This window comes from Fibrobacter sp. UWB7 (assembly GCF_900142945.1).
Classification (GTDB): domain Bacteria; phylum Fibrobacterota; class Fibrobacteria; order Fibrobacterales; family Fibrobacteraceae; genus Fibrobacter.
In genome coordinates this window covers 911,944-929,722 of sequence record NZ_FRCO01000002.1, presented here as the reverse complement: position 1 = coordinate 929,722, position 17,779 = coordinate 911,944, and the positions used below count along the sequence as shown (strand labels likewise).

Sequence of the window (17,779 nt, the reverse complement as noted above, 5' to 3'; positions counted from 1 at the left end):
TGTCGATTATTCGACAATCAGCACCTTGTCGCCGTCATTCATGCGGTTCTGGCCTTCGACCATCACGACGTCGCCTTCGCTAAGGCCATCCTTGATTTGGATGTCGGTCTTGGTCTGCACTCCGAGTTGCACGATTTTGCGCTTGGCCTTGCCTTCGCTATCGACTGTCCAGACCGAGTTCACGCCGTTGCTATAGACAATGGCTTCGACCGGGACGGTAACGCCGGTGACTTCGCGGGCGTCAATCTTTGTGGTGAGGTACATGCCTGGGAGGAGCTTACGGTTCTTGTTCTTGAAGGTCACTTCGACCGGGAAGAAGCGGGTTATCGGGTTTGCGGCGAGCGGAATGAGGCTTACTTCGCCCTGAAGCTTTTCGCCGTTGAGTTCGATTGTTGCCTTGGCGCCCTTCTTGAAGAAACCGATTTCGGAACTTGTGACGTTGAGCTTGAGAATCACCTTGTCGAGGTTTGCGATGGTGAACATGGCACCACCGACACCCGGGACTTCGCCAGCCTTAAACTTGACTTCGGTAATGGTGCCCGAAGACGGGGCGAGCACGAGCGTTGCACGACGGGCTGCTTCCAATTGCATCTTGGATATGCTAATCTGGGTTTCGAGCTGGTCAACGGTGCTCTGAGTGACACCGCCCTTTGCCTGCACTTCCTTGGTGCGGGCGAGGGTCTTTTCGTTCAGTTCCATGGCTGCTTTTGCTTGCTGGTAAGCCGTGTTGTCGCCCGTAAAGACGAATTCCGCGAGAACCTGGTCTTTCTTGACCTTGGAACCAACACGGACGTTGATCTTGGCAATCGGGTCGCCGAGCTTGGCGGTTGCGGTCGTCTGCTGGCTACCTTCGATGGTGCCGCTGAAGGCGCGGACGTCTGTGAGCTTGACTGTAGCAGCCTTCACAACGCGGGCTGGCTTGCCATTGACCTTCTGGATTTCTTCGATGGTCGAAACTTTTTTCTCGGACTTGGCGTCTTTCTTGGCGTCGCCGCATCCAGCGAGGAGGAGCGACAGGGCAGAAATAGTAATGATTGATTTTGTAATGGTCTTCATGATTGTCTTCCTCTTAAATCTTAGTATTCACCTGTGGCTTGGAGCAGTGCGTTATAAGCGGTGTTCCAGTTGAGAATTCCCTGCAAGTAGTTGAGTTTTGCCTTGCGGAGGTCCATGTTGGCGGTAAGCAGGTTGAGCTGCGTTTCCATGCCGTTTCTGAAAGCCGCGTCGGTCATGTCGTAGATGCGCTGGGCCAGGTCAATGTTATTCTTCAAAACTTCAAGATTGCGTTCTGCGGAGGCGAGTGTCTGTGCGCAGCTTTCGATTTGCACGCGGAAGCCACGTTCTGCGGTTTCTTTCTGTATCTGGGTGCTGCGGAGGCTGGATTTAGCTTGGACCACTGCTTCCTTGGTCTGCATGCCATTGAAAAGGTTCATCGACAAGTTCAAAGAAACGTATTTATTGAGCTTGTCCCACTTCGGAGCGTCCCATTCGGTAATCTTGTTTTGGTTGTTTGCATACTTGAGGCCGCCTACCAATGCGATTGTCGGCTTGTAGCCACCTTCTTCAATTTCGATGTTCTTTTCTTTCATCGTTTCGGTAGCTTGGAGCATCACCAATTCTCTACGACGCTGTTTGACGCTTGCCATGGAGGTGTCCGGGTACGGGAGGTTGGATTCCGGGCTACGGAGTTCTCCGTTGAATTGAACGTCGTTGTCCCAGTCAAGACCCATGGTGTTGAGAAGAGCGTTCTTGGCAAGGAGGCGCTTGTCTTCGAGAGTCTTTCTGTCTACCTTGAGGGCTTCCATGGCGAGCTGAACTCTAGCGAAATCAAGTTCTGTAGCAAGTCCGCTCTTAACGCCTTGTTCCACAAAGTCAATGTTGTCTTGTGTAATCTTCATGCTTTCGTCAACAATGGCGATGGAGGAATCCAAGTAAATGAGCTGGTCAAAAGCGTTATCGACTTCGTAGCGGACATTCGACTTCGTATTTTCGAGGTTGACCTCTTGCAAGTGCTTATAGGCCTTGGCGATATCGATAGCGGTACCAACCTTGCCGGCGGCGTAGAGCACCTGGGTTAGCGTGAGGCCCACGCTGGACTGCCAGCGGTAACCTTGTGTGCTCATACCATTGATCATCTTGTCTAAAGCCGGAGCGACACGTTCTTTATCGAACTTGTTGGCGCCCAAAGTGGAATCCTTGGCGGCGTCGGCCATGGGGGTGCCAAGCTTGACGTCATCAAGCCCGAAAATACGGGTTACATTGGCGCTAAGGTCAATGGACGGGTAGGCGTTACCATACCCAGCGTCTACTTGGGAATTTGCAGAAACGAGATCTTCTTCGGCGCTCTTGATGTCCGAAGAATTTTCCATGGCGGTCTTGATCGCCTCATCTCGAGTGTAGACTTTTGCCGAGGCCGGTACCATCAGCCCTAAAGCGAGGGCAGAAAGGACTAAAAATTTCCTTGACATTCGTTCTCCTAATATATTAAGCTTGCCAAATGTAAAAAAAAAGCACCCTTTTCATAAGGGGGCTTTTTTCTGTTTTTGATGAAACGCAAATATTGGGGATGAAGTGCATCCGAATTTGCGAATTTTTGCGAAATTTGGCGAAAATTACATCAAACCGGGGATTTTCATGCCGCCAGTGATGTCCGAAATGCTTGCCTGCTGGGCGTCGTCTTTCTTCTTGACGGCGGAGTTCACGGCAGCCATAATGAGGTCTTCGAGAGCTTCTACATCGTCCTTGTCAACAGCATCCGGATTGATCTTCACCATCGTGAGTACGCCCTTTCCGTTCATGGCGACCTTCACCATTCCGCCACCGGCTTCGGCGTCAAAGCTCTGTGCCTTGAGGTCGTTTTGTGCCTTAAGCATCTTGCTCTGCATTTTCTGAAGGTCCTTAAGCATCTTGCTCATGTCCATGAATATATCCTCGCTTTTTGAGTGTATTAAAGGTTATTGGATCCTTCCACTTGCGTGTCAGGATGACTGTTTTCCATTCGTAATTATAGAATTTTTATTTGGTTGGATCCTATCACTACACTACGTTTCGTTCCAGGATGACGTTTTAATTGTCACCCTGGAGGGAGCTTGCGACCGATAGGGTCCATGATAATCTATGCGTCGCAATCCTCGTCGTCGCATTGTGAAACGATGGCCGCTTTCTTGAGTTTCTTGGTGAAAACGAGTTCCGTCGCAAACATCTGCTGGAGCTTTGAAAGTCCCGGTTCCTTTTCCAGGTCGAGTTCGTACGGGCTCATCTTGGCGGCGCGCTGTTCGGCAAGTTCGCTCTCGGTGAAGGCGCGCGTGCGGATGGAAAGCGCAATCTTTGTCTGCAGGCGGTCTTCCAAAATGCGTGTCACGCGTTCGACGTATTCGGGATGCTCCGTCATCTGGCGGTAGCCCCAGTTTTCGGCATTCTCGGTTGTGCCTGCGTAGGTGAGCGCAATCGGGAACGGATTCTGCTCGGTGTCGCCGGTTTCGAGCGTTGTGCCGGCAATGGCGGCGGAGAATACGTAGTCGCCGTCGTTAGCGATGTTGGAGAGGATGGAAGGCCATGCGGCGGCAATTTCGTAACGTGAAAAAGCCTGCACGCCACCCTGATCGTAGCCTGCAAATGGGTCATCATAAGACGCCTGGACTTCTTCCTGGGCGTCTATCATGGCGCTGACTTCAGTTACTTTTTTTTTTACCGCGTCGTTTTCGGCGCTTTTAGGATCGTTAATCGCTGCAAGAGCTTTTCGCAAATCGACCAGTCGGTCGAGCCAAGCCATTCGGGCGAACGTCGTTTCGACAAGGAGTCGCGGGTTCGTGCTGTAGCGGAGCGTACCCTGCAAGTCGATAAGCATCTTGCTGATGCGGAGGATGTCGCCGTTCGTAAGACTTTGTGCGCAGCTCTTGTACTTGGTGTAGAGCTCTTCGGTGATGTTGAGTGCATCCGGCGTGAAGGCGTCGAGGCGGGCGTAGAGCAAGTTGCGGAGGAACTTGCCAAAGCCGTCGAGCAGCGGGATGAACTCGATACCGATTTTCACGGCGTCATCCACCATGCGGAAGCAGCCCTTGATGTCGTGGTTTTCGATGGACTGGATGAGCGAGAAGAAAAGTTCTACAGGCGGGATGCCAAGGACGGAGCGGACGGATTCCGCAGTCATTTCGTTCCCGGTAAAGGCGTATGCCTGGTCAAAGTAGGTGAGGCCGTCACGCATGGAACCATCGGCTTTTTCGGCAAAGATGTCGAGGGCTTCGTCGGTGGCCTTGATGCCTTCCTGTTCGCAAATGTAGCGGAGGCGGCTGCGGATCTGGTCTACGGTCAGGCGCTTGAAGTCAAAACGCTGCACGCGGCTCAAGATTGTCTGCGGAACCTTGTTGACTTCGGTCGTTGCAAAGATGAAAATCACGTGGGACGGCGGTTCTTCGAGTGTCTTGAGGAGAGCGTTGAAGGCGCCTGTCGAGAGCATGTGGACTTCGTCGATGATGAAAATCTTGTACTTGCCGATGACGGGCGGGTACTGCACACGTTCAATCACATCGCGGATGTTGTCGACGCTGGTGTTAGAGGCCGCATCTATTTCATAGACGTCCATCGGGTTTCCGCCGGCGATATCCTTGCAGCTGTCGCACTGCCCACACGGGTGCAGCGGGTCAGAGCCCTTGCAGTTGAGCGTGCGGGCGAGGATGCGGGCGCTAGTAGTCTTGCCCACACCACGGGTGCCGGTAAAAAGGAATGCATGATGGAGACGACCGCCCTGAATGGCGTTCTCAAGAGTCTTTGCGATATGTTCCTGACCGACCATATCGCTGAATGATTGCGGGCGCCACTTACGCGCCATTGCGATGTATGCCATGCTTGGGAATATAGTAAATAATTTCGTATCTTTATAAGAGCAAATAGTCTAACAGAGGTACTTATGAATTTTGATATGGCGCTTTTGATTTTGTGCTGGCAGACAGCCTGCCTTTCGCATAACCACGAAAATGAACAGCTTTTGCCGGGTGCTGCCTCGGCTACGGAAGCGGAAAGTGCAGAACTCGACAAGATTCATGACGAAGTGACTCCGAACGCCAGTTGGGACGAATTCAACAACCTTTATGCAAGCTTCAAGTCGGCAAGCGACCGTACTAAGGCTTGCGTCAAGGCGCTTCAGTCGCAGTCCCGTGATTCAAAGGTTCTCGTGATAAACTGCATGGTCCGTATTGCAAATGCTTCGCACGAAGACTACAACAGGACTAATATATCGCCCGAAGAATATGAATTTATTAAGAATGTCCGTGAACAACTTGGCTTGAATTAAAACCTTTGTCGGGTACAAAATTTTAGATCAAGTAATAAAAAAGAAACGCTCCCATCGGGAGCGTTTCTTGTAATTATTAGTTGTGGCGCAGTCGCTACTAGCGGAGAACGATGTCACCGTTGGCAACGAGCTTGTCGCGGAGCTTGTTGTGAGCCTTGTTGACTTCGTCGTCCGTGAGCGTACGGTCCATAGCCTGGTAGGTGAGGCTGTAAACCATGTTCTTCTTGCCGGCTTCAATCTTTTCGCCTTCGTAGATGCTCTTGAGAGTAATCTTGGCGAGGTTCTTCGGGTTGAGAGCCTTGATGCGGGCGAGCACGTCTTCGTGGGTCATCGACTTGGCAACTTCGATAGAAATGTCGCGGGTCGAAGGCACTTGGCGACTGAACGGCTGGAACACAATCTTCTTGTGGCTTTCGTGTTCCATCTTGTCCATGTCGGCTTCCATCACGTAGGTCTCGTAGCTGATTTCGTTAGCCTTGAGGCAGTTCGGGTGGAGTTCGCCCATCGTTCCAAGAACCGTGCCATTGCAGACAATTTCGGCTTGCTTGCCCGGGTGGAGGAAAAGTTCCGGCTTTGCTGCGGCGCGGAATTCCACGACGAGGCCGAGACGCTTGAAGAAGCTCTGGACAAAGCCCTTGAATGCGGCAAAGTCAATCTGCTTCGGCTTGTCGTTGAGCGGATCGGTGTCAAAGTTACCGGCGATGGTGAGGGCGACGAGGTTGGATTCGTCAAAGCCCGGATCGCGTTCGTCCTTGCGAGCTCGCTTGAACTGTCCCTTGGCAACTTCGAACAGACGAACAGAACCCGGACGGTTCTTTTCGTTTTCGGCAACAGCCTTGAGCAAATTCGGGAGGAGGCTCGTCGGCACAGCACCGAGTTCTTCGGAAAGCGGGTTCAAGAGGAGAGCCGGCTTGCTGCGACGGTCGTCACTTTCAGGGCCAAAGAGGGCTTCGGTGCGGGCCTTGCTCGTGAAGCGGAGGCTCAAGCATTCGTGGAGGCCCATGGCAGAAAGCGTCTTGCGGATCTTGCGGTTCAAGACTTCGATAGCCGGGAGTTCGTTCGGTTGCATCGTGAACTTCGGCAAACTGTACGGAATGTTGTCAAAGCCGACGAGACGAGCGATTTCTTCGATGAGGTCCACTTCGCGTTCGAGGTCCGGGCGGAAACTCGGAATCTTGAACGTGATAGATTCGGCGTCCTTCTTCACGACTTCGAGAGCGATACCCGTGAGGAACTTTTCAATCTGTTCGGCGGAAACTTCCATGCCGATGACCTTGGCGGCGCGAGCGACGCGGAGCGTGACCTGGTTGTTTTCCTTCTTGTGGTCGTCGCCGGTGTATTCGACGGAACCCTTGAGGATGCGGCCACCAGCGACTTCCTGGATCATGGCGCAAGCGTACTTGCTGTATTCGTCCTGCGTTGCAAAGTCGATTTCGCGTTCGAAGCGGTAGCTGGAGTCCGTAGAAATGCAGAGGCGCTTGGCCTGCTTGCGGATAACGGTCGGGTTGAACCAGGCGCTTTCGAGGAACACATTCTTTGTTGCATCAACGATTTCGGATTCGACACCGCCCATCACGCCAGCGACGCAAGCCGGACGGTCACCATCGCAAATCACGAGGTCGTTTTCGATGAGTTCGTGTGCGGTGTGGTCGATCGTTTCAATATGCTCGCCCTTGACGGCGCGGCGGACCTTGATCTTGTTGCCGTGGAGCTGGTCCATGTCAAAGCTGTGGAGCGGCTGACCGACGTCCATCAAGATGAAGTTCGTGATATCGACGACGTTGTTGATGCTGTTCATGCCGACAGCGTGCAAAAGCTTAGCAAGCCATGCCGGAGACTTTTCAACCTTCACGTCCTTGATGACTCGACCCACGTAACGGGAGCAACCGCAGCCCGGAACGACTTCGAGGCTGATAGCGGCGCTTGCGTCTTCGGAATCTTCCTTGAAGTTGTAAGCGAGCGGCTTGAGCGGACGGTTAAACTTGGCGGCGAGTTCGCGTGCGACACCGCGGTGGCTGAGCGCATCCGGGCGGTTCGGCGTGACGTTCAGTTCGAAGCATACGTCGTACATGCCGAGGCTTACGAACGGCGTACCTGCCGGGATGGAATCGTCGAGAACCATGATTCCACCGTGGTCGTCAGAAAGGCCGATTTCGTCTTCGGCGCAGATCATGCCGAAGCTTTCGACACCGCGAATCTTGGATTTCTTCATCTTGAGCTTGGTGCCATCAGGGAGCGGGAGTTCTGCGCCAATCGGGGCGAGCACAACCGTCTGACCTGCTGCGACGTTCGGGGCTCCGCAAACAACCTGGATGGTGTTCGTGCCGTCGTTCACGGTAGTGATGTGCAAGTGATCGCTATCCGGGTGCGGATCGCAAGTGAGAACCTTTGCAACGAGCAACTTGTCATAGACCTTGCCCGGTTCTTCCATGCCTTCAACTTCGAGACCGATGGAGGTGAGCGCCTTTGCGACATCTTCCGCAGATTCCGGAAGGTCAACGTGACGTCTAAGCCAATTCAAAGAAACTTTCATTTTAATACCCTTTAAATTTTTCGGCGGTAAATATAGAAAAAACGACTCTATTTGCTCACGCGGTTCACGAAGATTTCGAAGTCTTCGGGGGTGGTGAGCTTGTCGTTTGCAGATTCGCCTTTCACGATATAGACGGGCTCGCCAAAGAATTCGAGGATGCTTGCTTCGTCGGTCGGCGTGAAGTTCAGCGGTTCCTTTTCGATGCGGGCGTAGAGGCTCTTGAGCAAATCGATGCGGGCCGCTTGTGGAGTCTGTGCGAGCCAGACCTTATTGCGGTCAATTGTACTTTCGACGCGGCCATCGCTTGCAATCTTGATGGTGTCGATGGCAGGCTTTGCGACGAGGCAACTCCCTTTGTTGACGAGCGTTTCGCAAACGTCGCGGATAATCTTTTCGCTAATGAACGGACGTGCGACATCGTGGACGAGCACGTATTCAGCGCCGCTAGTGAGCGCGTTCACTCCGTTTTGCACGGACTGCCAGCGTTCTTTCCCGCCAACGACAATCCTTAGTTTGTTTAAGATATTCCCATATCCGGTTCCAAATGCGGGACTCAAACGGCTAAAAATATCTTTTTCAAAGTAGTCCTTCCAATCGGCAGGAACCGCAATAACGACTTCTGCGATTTCATCCATGTTGAGGAATGTTTCAAGGCTATATTGGTAAACAGGCTTGTTGCCGAGATTCATCAATTGCTTGGGGATTGTCCCACCCATGCGTTTGCCGAGTCCGCCTGCGGGGAGAACGGCAGCAAATTTTCCAAAAAGTAATGAATTAGACATATTTATAAAATAGAAATATTTGTGATGTAAGTCACCGTGTTTAAAAAGTAAGAAGTAAAAAGTTTTTTGAATGTCGAGAATATTTTTACCTTTGGCATCGAGTGTGTATATGGGAGACAAAATGGACTTTAGTGAATTGAAACCTCGCAACCGAACTCAAATGGCAATCGTTGCTTGCTTGGGCGGATTTGTCGGGGCGCATAACTTCTTGCTTGCTAATAGTGTTTCGGGAAGCATTAAAATTTATTTGACCCTTGTTGCTATTATTGCTCCGCATCATGTAGGCTTGAGCTTGGCTGCTGTAAACCTTGCGTGGGTTTTGTTTGATTTATGGCAAATCTGTTTTGTAAGTACTCTGCCTGAAATCCGTTTGGAAGGTAGCCGTAAAAAGGCAGCCCTTTTTGTATTTACCTATATGGCTTTTGCGGCAACGCTTGCTGTTATCTGCCTCAGATAGATCCTTGTAAAACGTAAAACCCCTGCACTTTCTTTCAAGTGCAGGGGAGGGGTCTTTTTGAGGAGATGTTTTATGAATTAGAAAGCGAAGAAAATTCCGATATGAGGGGTGAGATTAATTCCCGAGAATATGTATTTCATCTGGGTGACTTTTGATGTCTTGGAAATCTCTCTAGAATAGCCGCCTATACCAAAAGCGTTCGTGGTAACATCAATGCCCGCAAGAATTCCTGCCGATTCAAAAAATTGATACCCGAGGGTAAAATCACCACCAATTATTGCATCTACGAATACGGTAAAGGGGTTGATTTTCTTATCGTCTACAGTGATTCTACCGTTGAGCATTTTTAAGTTAACTCCACCAATGAGGTAGAACGCTAAGATAAAATCGTTTGATATAGGGGCAAAGCCTAGACCCGATTTAATGTTGAGATCAATTCCGTTAAAGTCGACTTTTTTATCAAAGTACTTGTCTTTGAGGTCTCCTGTGATAAAGCCTCCACCAAGATCGAGTAATGTCGAAAAGCCGTTTTCCTGCATTTTATAGCGAGTCCAGTGAAACTGGAAACTTAAAGAATTCCATTCATGCTTTTGTGATTTGATTTCCCATTTCTCAGATTCGATAGGAAGATAGAAGTTGTAGCTTTGGAGAGTTTTGTTTGTACGGAATTTGCTCTTTGAGGCTGGAGAGCTTGTGCTTGTCGAGTCGTTGGGGGAAAACACCACTTTTTCTTCAATAGTTGCCGGTCTTTCGGTAACTTGGACTTTGGAAGAGTCTGCCTCGTTTATGATTTCGGCTTTTGGTTCTTCAATAGGTGCCTTAATTTCAACAGAATCCTTAATAATAGGTTCCTTAATAGAATCCTTAACGGATTCCTTAATGCTTGAGACCGTGTCCACTTTGGGTGTAACTATGTAACTGGATGCGTTATCATCGAAATCTGGGACTATTGGGAGCAACTGGGGATGGATCGTTGCTGAGTCTTTAACAGCGCTATTTTGTGCAAACAACGCCGTACTACACACAATAGCGACCCCCACTATTTTGGAAAGCGTAGTAAACATGTTTCTCCCCTTTGCTGAAAACGAGGTTTATCATTGCTCCGTCTCTAAATATATTTCGATACTTACGAAAAACTTAAGAAAAGTTTATAGCTATATTCCAAGATAGAATGATTGAACCAAAATTATGTAAAACTTGACGGATTTCTATAAATAGATTACTTTTTGTGCAGTAAAACAGATGTTCACTACAAGGCGGTGCGCGTATGGAAAAAAGCCCGAAAAGCGAAAATGTTGAAAACTCCCTCGAATGGGAGCGTTCCCGCCTAGACAAGGAGCAACTTGAGGCGGTTGAGACAACTGAGGGCTACGTGCGTGTGGTGGCTGGGGCGGGGTCGGGTAAAACTCGGACGCTCACGCACCGCTATCTGTATCTCGTGAAGGAAATGGGCATTTCGCCTGCGAATATTCTCTGCGTGACGTTCACGAACAAGGCGGCTGCCGAAATGAAAAAGCGCATCCGCTCGATTCTGGGTGGCGACGATAGCGGCTACATTTCGACGTTCCACGGCTTTTGCGTGCAGTTCTTGCGCGAAGAAATCCACGTGCTGAATTACCCGAAGGAATTCATGATTCTCGACGAGGATGACCAGAAGTCGCTTTTGCGCAAGGCGTATGCGGATTTGGGGTTCTCGCTCAAGGACTTGAAAATCAGCAGTGTCCTTGATTTTGTGGGTGGCCGCAAGGCGAATGATATCGGCTATGTGTCGCTGTTTGCTGAACACTTGGCGGATGAGGAGAAAGTATCGGCTGCCGGGAATGCGCCGGCGGTTGAAAACGAGAAACGCGAGCATCTGGTGGAGCTTGCGGACGAGGCTCCGGACAAGTGGATGGCGGTTTATTACCGCTATCTGTACGAGCAAAAGAAAAATTATGCGCTCGATTTTGACGATTTGATTCTGGTGACGCTATATATTTTGGAGAATTTCCCGGAAAAGCTTGACAAGTGGCGCAAGCGCATGATGTACGTGATGGTCGACGAGTACCAGGACATTGACGGACAACAGTACCGCTTGGCGGATTTGCTTTCGAGTTACCACAAGAACCTGTTTGTGGTGGGCGACCCGGACCAGACGATTTATGGCTGGCGCGGTGCCGATATCAATCGCATTTTGGAATTTGACCAGTTCCATAAAGGCACGAAGACGATTCTGTTGCAGAACAATTACCGCTCGACGCCGAGCATTTTGAAGGTGCCGGATGCGGTCATCAAGAACAACAAGTATAGAATAGAGAAGGTCTTGAGGCCGGTCCGTGCAGGCGGCAAGACGCCTGTATTTTACCATGCGAAGAACACTCGCGAAGAAGCAAAATGGATTGTGGAGCGCATCCAGAATGCTGTGCAGAATTCTGTGAAAAACGGTGCGAGCGGCGTGCATTACAAGGATATTGCGGTCTTGTACCGTATGCATTCGCAGTCGCGCTCTGTTGAAGAGGCGCTGATGTCGGAGTCTATCCCGTATAAGGTCTATAGCGGGGTTGGCTTTTACCAGCGCAAGGAAATCAAGGATATCATTTGCTATTTGCGAATGCTCGTGTATGCCGACGACTTGTCGTTTATCCGGACGGTGAATACGCCAAAGCGCCAGTTCGGGCCGAAGAAAATGGCGATTTTGCAGGCGTTTGCGGATACGCGCAAGGTCGGGCTTTACGAGGCTTTGCTTGAAATTGTGTACGAGGCGGGGCGCCTGAACGATGTGGCGCCTGATGTCACGACGCAGGCGGAACTTTCGTCGGTCGGCAATGACCATCGGAAAATCGATTTTGACTGTAAGGAATTCTTGTCGAGAAGCAATGTTGTTGAATACGTGAAGCTGATTGAAAAGTACCGCTCGCGTTATAAGGATATGCGCGTTTCGGAATTGCTTTCGAAGATGCTTCGCGAGACGAAGTACGAGGAAATGCTTCGTCTGGATGGCGATGAAGACCGCTTGGACAATCTTGCGGAACTCAAGCAGGGAATTCTCGAATTTGAGAATTACTACGAAGAAGATGCTTCGCTGGATGAGTATTTGCAGAACATCGTGCTGTTTACGAATGCGGATGAAGATGTGCAGGAAAAGGACCGCGTGCAGCTCATGACGATTCACAATGCGAAGGGCCTGGAATTCCCGTATGTTTTTGTGTGCGGCTTGAACGAGGGCTTTTTCCCGGTGAAGCGTGTGCAGAACAAGATTCAGCTCGAAGAAGAGCGCAGGCTTGCGTATGTGGCATTCACGCGTGCCGAAAACGTGCTTTGCCTGAGCGACGCCGAAGATGGCGTGGCGGGCGAGAGCGGGTCACGCTATCCGTCGAGATTCTTGCTCGAGATGGACATGGGCGAGCTTGATGTGGCGCGTGGATTCTCGGACGATTTGCTTTTGGCGGCACGGGCTTTTATTGCGGAAGCGGACCGCAATCGAGACTTGATGGGCGATTTTGATGAAGACGAGAGTCTTGGCGCGGTAAAGAAAGCGCCTACGGCAGAATTTGCGGTAGGCGATCGTGTGGTACACAAGATTTTTGGAATCGGGACCGTCAGCGGTGTCGATAAAAAGAACTTCTGTTACGAAATTACTTTTGACAAGTTTGCGACTCCGCGCTCGATTCAGTTCGATTTTCCGTTATCGAAAGTGTAGAGGATAAATGTCGGCCCCGTAACAAGTACGGGGGGACTGACATCGCCATTTTATCGTCTGCTTCTTTGGAAGTTGTTTTCAGGACGCTCGTAACGCATCGGCTTGAGCTGCTTGATGACGTCACGGAGTTCCTTGGGGAGCGGGCAATCAAAAACTTTATGTTCGCCTTGCCAATCGAATTCCAGACGACAGCTGTGCAAGAATAAGCGGTTCAGTCCGAACAGCTTTTTGACTTCGCGGTTGAGCGCGAAGTCGCCGTAACGTGTATCGCCGAGAAGCGGATGCCCGATGCTTGCGAAGTGGGCGCGAATCTGGTGCATGCGGCCTGTTTCGAGCTTGATTTTCACAAGATCGTAGCCTTCGTAATGCTGCTTGACGCGGTAATGCGTGATGGCTTTCTGTGCGTTTTCGTCATCTTGGCCGACGAGCATTTTGCTGCCCTTAGCGCTGTCTGTGCGCAGGAGCGATTCGCTGATGGTGCCGCGGTCTTTCTTGAGGTTGCCTTTGACGAGTGCAAAGTAGAACTTGTCTACGACATGTTCGCGAATCATGCGGGTGAAGTCTCGAAGCGTGTCGCCGTGGAGAGCAGCAATGATGAGGCCGGAAGTTTCTTGGTCGAGGCGGTGGGCGATGGTCGGCTTGAAATCGAGACCTTCGTTACGTCCCCATTCCCAGAGGTATTCCACGAGGCTTTCGCCTGGGCGCGTGCCGCTGCCCGGCTGGCTTGCGAGTCCCGAGGGCTTGTTCACAATCACGTAATCTTCGGTTTGCACGACGAGGTCGAGCTCGTGAGCGCCCCAGTGCGCCTGCTTTTCGGCACCTGTGAGGTGGTGGCCCCAGGTGGACTTGTTCTTGGCAAATCCTATTGCACTTTTTGCATCGGGGCGTTGCGGGGTGTCCCCGCTCGAAGGGGTAGCGGGAGCCGCTTCGGCGGCGGAAGCGAGGGGAAGGCTTTCCCCTTTTTGGTCGTCGTCACTTACCGACTTGAAGTTCTCGTAAATGTTCACTACGTCGCCTTCGACGAGCATCTGGTTTGCCTTGCCGACAACGCCGTTTACACGGACTTTCTTTTTGCGGATGACTGCGAAGAACACCGAGAGCGATTCTTCGGGGAATGCCTTGCGGAGGAAACGGTCAAGGCGCATGTTTGCAAAATTGCGATCGATAGTACGTGTAATCATTTTTAGTTACTAGTTAATGGTTTACTTGCATTTTTTGGCGTAGTGTGCAAGTCGTACGCCGTCTGCTGCACTGGTGACGATTCCGCCTGCATAGCCGGCTCCTTCGCCGAGGACGAAGAGTCCTTGGGTGTTTACGCTTTCGAGTGTCTCGTTGTTGCGCGTGATGCGGAGCGGCGAGCTAGTGCGTGTTTCGGGGGCGACTATCAGGCCTTCGTTGATGAATCCCGGAATTTTGCGGTCAAAATTTTGGAAGCCCTCGGCGAGACTTTGGCAAATCGTCTTGTCCATCCAATCCCACAGATTGCTTGGCACGAGCCCGCAAGGGTAGGTGGTTTTGGGGAGCGTTTTGTCTTCGCGGTGGGCGAGGAAGTTCTTGATCGTTTGTGCGGGGGCGGCGTAAACTTTTCCGCCGACGTTGTAGGCGTCTGTTTCGATTTTTCGTTGCAAGTCGAGACCGCCAAAAAGCGAACCGCTTGAAGGAATGTCAAAGCCTTCGGCGCCTGCAGTAATCGGGACGGCAATGGCTCCGTTCGCGAATGCACCATTGCGGCGGCTATAGCTCATGCCGTTTGTCGCAAGCGTTCCCGGTTCCGAGGCACATGGCACAAGGACTCCGCCGGGGCACATGCAAAAGCTGTAGGCGCTCGAAGTCTTGTTGATTGTCGGCGTGGCGAGGAAATATTCGGCGGCTCCAGTGAGTCTTGTATCGACGTTCAGTCCGAGCTGTCGCATGTTGATGAGCGACTGCGGGTGTTCAACGCGGACGCCCATGGCGAACGCCTTGCTTTCGAGAGTTACGCCGCGAGCGTGGAGCATCTCGTAAACGCTACGTGCGGAATGCCCAACTGCAAGGACTAGCGCTTCGCACGGTTGCCAATGCGAAATCGCGGCGCTTGTATTGGATTGCTTCGCGGAGTTTATCCCGGACATTGTTCCGGGGCTCGCAATGACGTTCTTTAGCTTGATCGCGCAAATTCGCCCATCCTTAATTTCAATATCTTCAAGGCTCGTGTTGAAATGGATATGCCCGCCGAGGCGGACAATCTCGGCGCGGACTTGACGCAACATGAGTACAAGTTTATCTGTACCAATGTGCGGCTTTGCAAATGCGACAACGCTTTCGTCAACGCCGAAGTCCACCATGTCCTTGAGTACGGTTTCGCTGAACAGGTTGCGGCTACGGGTGTTGAGTTTGCCATCGCTGAATGCGCCTGCTCCACCTTCACCAAATAGCACGTTACTGTAGGCGTTGAACTTGCGGTCTACAAAGAATTTGCGGATGTCGCGAAAACGTTCTTCAACTTGCTTACCTTGTTCGTAGATGTCGACAGAGAACCCTTTGCGCAAAAGGTGTAGCGCCGCCCAGAGACCGCTAGGCCCTGCTCCAATCACGTCCACGTGGCTAGCCATCGCTACAGTGTCTTTTAACGGTTCAGCATCGAGGCTGCGAATCTCGCGTTTGGATTCGATGAGCCCGCGGGCGTTGTTCCCCGTAGCACGGACTTTGCGTTTCAGGTCGAAAACGACATTGTAAGACCAGTGCAAGTCGCCTTTGCGTCTGGAGTCTAGCGAAAAGCGTTCGACTTCGAGATTGAAGATTTCTTCGGGATTCACTCGGAGCGTCTTGGCGAGCGCAAGACGGACTTCGCCTTTTTTTTCAAGGGCGACAGCGAGTTCTCTGTAGCGATATGTAAACATGTATGCCACAAATTTAGAAATATGGCAAAAAAATAGTTTTTTGGACTTGAGATAGTGGTTTACATTTTTTTATAATTGTGAAAACCCTAAAAATGGTAGTGATATATGTTTAAAGTTGGTTTTGATAACGATGCTTATCTAAAAACTCAATCTGAAAAAATTCAAGAACGTATCTCTAAATTTGGTGGAAAACTTTATCTTGAATTTGGTGGAAAACTTTTTGATGACCATCATGCAAGCCGCGTTTTGCCGGGCTTTGCTCCTGACTCCAAAATCCGCATGCTCGAAAAGCTCAAGGATAAGGCCGAAGTCATCATCGCCATCAATGCTGGCGACATCGAAAAGAACAAGGTTCGTGGCGACCTCGGCATTACCTACGATCAGGACGTTCTTCGCCTGATTGACGCTTTCCGCGGTTATGGCCTTTACGTGAGCAGTGTGGTGCTGACCCGCTGGCAAGAACAGCCGAGCGCAGTTGCTTACCAGAAAAAGCTCGAAGGCCTCGGACTCAAGGTCTATCGCCATTATCCGATTGCCGGTTATCCGAGCAACATCCCGCTCGTGGTGAGCGATGACGGTTATGGCAAAAATGAATTTGTTGAAACTTCTCGCGAACTCGTGGTGGTAACCGCTCCGGGGCCGGGAAGTGGAAAGATGGCCGTCTGCCTCTCGCAAATTTATCATGAAAACAAGCGCGGTGTCAAGGCTGGCTATGCCAAGTTTGAAACGTTCCCGATTTGGAACATCCCGCTCAAGCACCCGGTCAACCTCGCTTACGAAGCTGCAACGGCTGACTTGAACGACGTGAACATGATTGACCCGTTCCACTTGGAAGCTTACGGCAAGACGACGATTAACTACAACCGCGACGTCGAAATTTTCCCGGTGTTGAACGCTCTCTTTACGCGCATCCTCGGTGAATCTCCGTACAAGAGCCCGACGGACATGGGCGTGAACATGGCTGGCAACTGCATTGTTGACGACGCTGCTGTTTGCGAAGCCGCCAATGCTGAAATCATTCGCCGTTACTACAATACTTTGTGCCAAGTTCGCAAGGGCAATGCCGAAAAGGATCAAGTTTACAAGCTTGAACTCGTGATGGAACAGGCTCACATCAGCGCTAAGGACCGCAAGGTTGCTGTCGCTGCTGTAGCTAAGGCTGAAGAAACGAACGGTCCGGCAGTCGCTATTGAACTGAACGACGGTACGATTATTACGGGCAAGACTTCTTCGCTTCTCGGTGCATCCTCTGCTATGTTGCTCGATTCTCTCAAGCACTTGGCTGGCATTCCGGACGAAGTCCGCCTGCTATCTCCGATGGTGATCGAGCCGATTCAGAACCTCAAGACGATGCAGCTTGGTCACAAGAACCCGCGCTTGCACATGGACGAAGTCCTCGTGGCTCTCTCCGTTTGCGCTCTGACGGATTACAATGCAAAGATTGCGCTCGAAAAACTCCCGGAACTCCGCCATTGCGAAGTCCACTCCAGCGTGATTCTTTCGCAGGTTGACGTTGGTGTGTTCCGCCGCCTCGGTGTGAACCTCACGTCTGAACCGAATTACCAGACAAGTAAATTATATCATGGCTAGGAACGTTCGCTAAACGGCGCAAATAGCAGATACTTTTAGAAAAAGATTATCGAGAAATCGGTAGTCTTTTTCTTTTTGTTTGTATATTTAAAAAGTAATTTGATTAAAGGATGGGTTTGAATGGCTAATGGTAAAGTTTACGATGATGTCGAGGTTCACGATATGAACGATATGCATCGTGATAGGAAAACTGTGAAAACGGGGGATGAACAGAATGGCGCTCCTGTTGTCTGGAAAGCGCTTTCTGTAATTATCGCTATGCTTGCGGTGGTTTACGATTTGTCTCCGATTGATGCGGTCCCGGATACGATTCCGCTGTTTGGCTGGCTTGATGATGTGGGCTTTACGGTGATGGCTGCTCTCAACGCTTACCAGCATTTTGCAAAGGATCAGTCTGCAATGATAGTCCGCCTGGCAAAGTACGTCAAATGGATGATGGTTGCTTTTATTGTGCTTGCTGGTGTCGCGGTGGGAGGCCTTATAACTGCGATTGTAGCCCTTGTAATGCACTAAATCTTTCTGCATCTGCGCTAAAAAATCTCCAAAAAATTATCCTCGTTGCTGACGGG

The 17,779-nt window shown here is 50.9% G+C and carries 14 protein-coding genes; 5 read left to right on the top strand and 9 right to left on the bottom strand.

The genetic code is table 11. The annotated features are described in order from the left end of the window. Positions 1-6 precede the first annotated feature (6 nt). The 4 genes from BUC30_RS09430 to dnaX all read right to left on the bottom strand — a co-directional run bounded on the left by BUC30_RS09430 (position 7) and on the right by dnaX (position 4,843). Positions 7-1,056 (bottom strand): efflux RND transporter periplasmic adaptor subunit, encoded by a 1,050-nt coding sequence (locus tag BUC30_RS09430; RefSeq protein ID WP_073424593.1) that lies wholly within the window; start codon positions 1,054-1,056, stop codon positions 7-9. 20 nt (positions 1,057-1,076) lie between these two features. Then, complete coding sequence (locus BUC30_RS09425; protein WP_073424592.1) at positions 1,077-2,468, bottom strand: TolC family protein; 1,392 nt, start codon at positions 2,466-2,468, stop codon at positions 1,077-1,079. A gap of 144 nt (positions 2,469-2,612) precedes the next feature. Next, on the bottom strand, positions 2,613-2,921 hold the full coding sequence (locus BUC30_RS09420; protein WP_012820129.1) for a YbaB/EbfC family nucleoid-associated protein: 309 nt from the start codon (positions 2,919-2,921) through the stop codon (positions 2,613-2,615). Positions 2,922-3,115: 194 nt separating this feature from the next. Beyond that, on the bottom strand, positions 3,116-4,843 hold the full coding sequence (dnaX, locus tag BUC30_RS09415; protein WP_073424591.1) for a DNA polymerase III subunit gamma/tau: 1,728 nt from the start codon (positions 4,841-4,843) through the stop codon (positions 3,116-3,118). Between the two features lie 63 nt (positions 4,844-4,906). Between dnaX and BUC30_RS09410 the strand changes: the two genes are divergently transcribed. Beyond that, complete coding sequence (locus tag BUC30_RS09410; protein WP_073424590.1) at positions 4,907-5,290, top strand: hypothetical protein; 384 nt, start codon at positions 4,907-4,909, stop codon at positions 5,288-5,290. A 97-nt stretch (positions 5,291-5,387) separates the two neighbouring features. Here the strand turns inward: BUC30_RS09410 and pheT are convergent, their stop codons facing one another. Both pheT and ispD read right to left on the bottom strand, forming a co-directional pair. Continuing rightward, positions 5,388-7,823 (bottom strand): phenylalanine--tRNA ligase subunit beta, encoded by a 2,436-nt coding sequence (pheT, locus tag BUC30_RS09405; RefSeq protein ID WP_073424589.1) that lies wholly within the window; start codon positions 7,821-7,823, stop codon positions 5,388-5,390. Between the two features lie 47 nt (positions 7,824-7,870). After that, a complete protein-coding gene (gene ispD / locus BUC30_RS09400) occupies positions 7,871-8,605 on the bottom strand; it encodes a 2-C-methyl-D-erythritol 4-phosphate cytidylyltransferase (protein WP_073424588.1) in 735 nt (244 codons plus the stop codon). Between the two features lie 121 nt (positions 8,606-8,726). On the opposite strand from ispD, the gene BUC30_RS09395 reads away from it, so the two are divergent. Further along, positions 8,727-9,062 (top strand): hypothetical protein, encoded by a 336-nt coding sequence (locus BUC30_RS09395; protein WP_073424712.1) that lies wholly within the window; start codon positions 8,727-8,729, stop codon positions 9,060-9,062. 77 nt (positions 9,063-9,139) lie between these two features. On the opposite strand, the gene BUC30_RS09390 is transcribed toward BUC30_RS09395, so the two are convergent. Continuing rightward, on the bottom strand, positions 9,140-10,126 hold the full coding sequence (locus BUC30_RS09390; protein ID WP_083555692.1) for a hypothetical protein: 987 nt from the start codon (positions 10,124-10,126) through the stop codon (positions 9,140-9,142). Positions 10,127-10,329: 203 nt separating this feature from the next. On the opposite strand from BUC30_RS09390, the gene BUC30_RS09385 reads away from it, so the two are divergent. Beyond that, a complete protein-coding gene (locus BUC30_RS09385) occupies positions 10,330-12,741 on the top strand; it encodes an ATP-dependent helicase (protein ID WP_073424587.1) in 2,412 nt (803 codons plus the stop codon). A gap of 50 nt (positions 12,742-12,791) precedes the next feature. On the opposite strand, the gene BUC30_RS09380 is transcribed toward BUC30_RS09385, so the two are convergent. Together BUC30_RS09380 and BUC30_RS09375 are read right to left on the bottom strand one after the other, a co-directional pair. Further along, positions 12,792-13,922 carry an RluA family pseudouridine synthase gene (locus tag BUC30_RS09380; RefSeq protein ID WP_073424586.1) on the bottom strand — a complete coding sequence of 377 codons (1,131 nt, stop codon included), beginning with the start codon at positions 13,920-13,922 and terminating at the stop codon, positions 12,792-12,794. 21 nt (positions 13,923-13,943) lie between these two features. Beyond that, the gene (locus BUC30_RS09375) at positions 13,944-15,620 is read right to left on the bottom strand and encodes an NAD(P)/FAD-dependent oxidoreductase (RefSeq protein ID WP_073424585.1); all 1,677 of its coding nucleotides are present in this window, start codon (positions 15,618-15,620) and stop codon (positions 13,944-13,946) included. A 105-nt stretch (positions 15,621-15,725) separates the two neighbouring features. On the opposite strand from BUC30_RS09375, the gene BUC30_RS09370 reads away from it, so the two are divergent. After that, complete coding sequence (locus BUC30_RS09370; RefSeq protein ID WP_073424584.1) at positions 15,726-17,210, top strand: DUF1846 domain-containing protein; 1,485 nt, start codon at positions 15,726-15,728, stop codon at positions 17,208-17,210. A 120-nt stretch (positions 17,211-17,330) separates the two neighbouring features. Further along, the gene (locus BUC30_RS09365) at positions 17,331-17,723 is read left to right on the top strand and encodes a YkvA family protein (protein ID WP_073424583.1); all 393 of its coding nucleotides are present in this window, start codon (positions 17,331-17,333) and stop codon (positions 17,721-17,723) included. Positions 17,724-17,779: the final 56 nt, after the last annotated feature.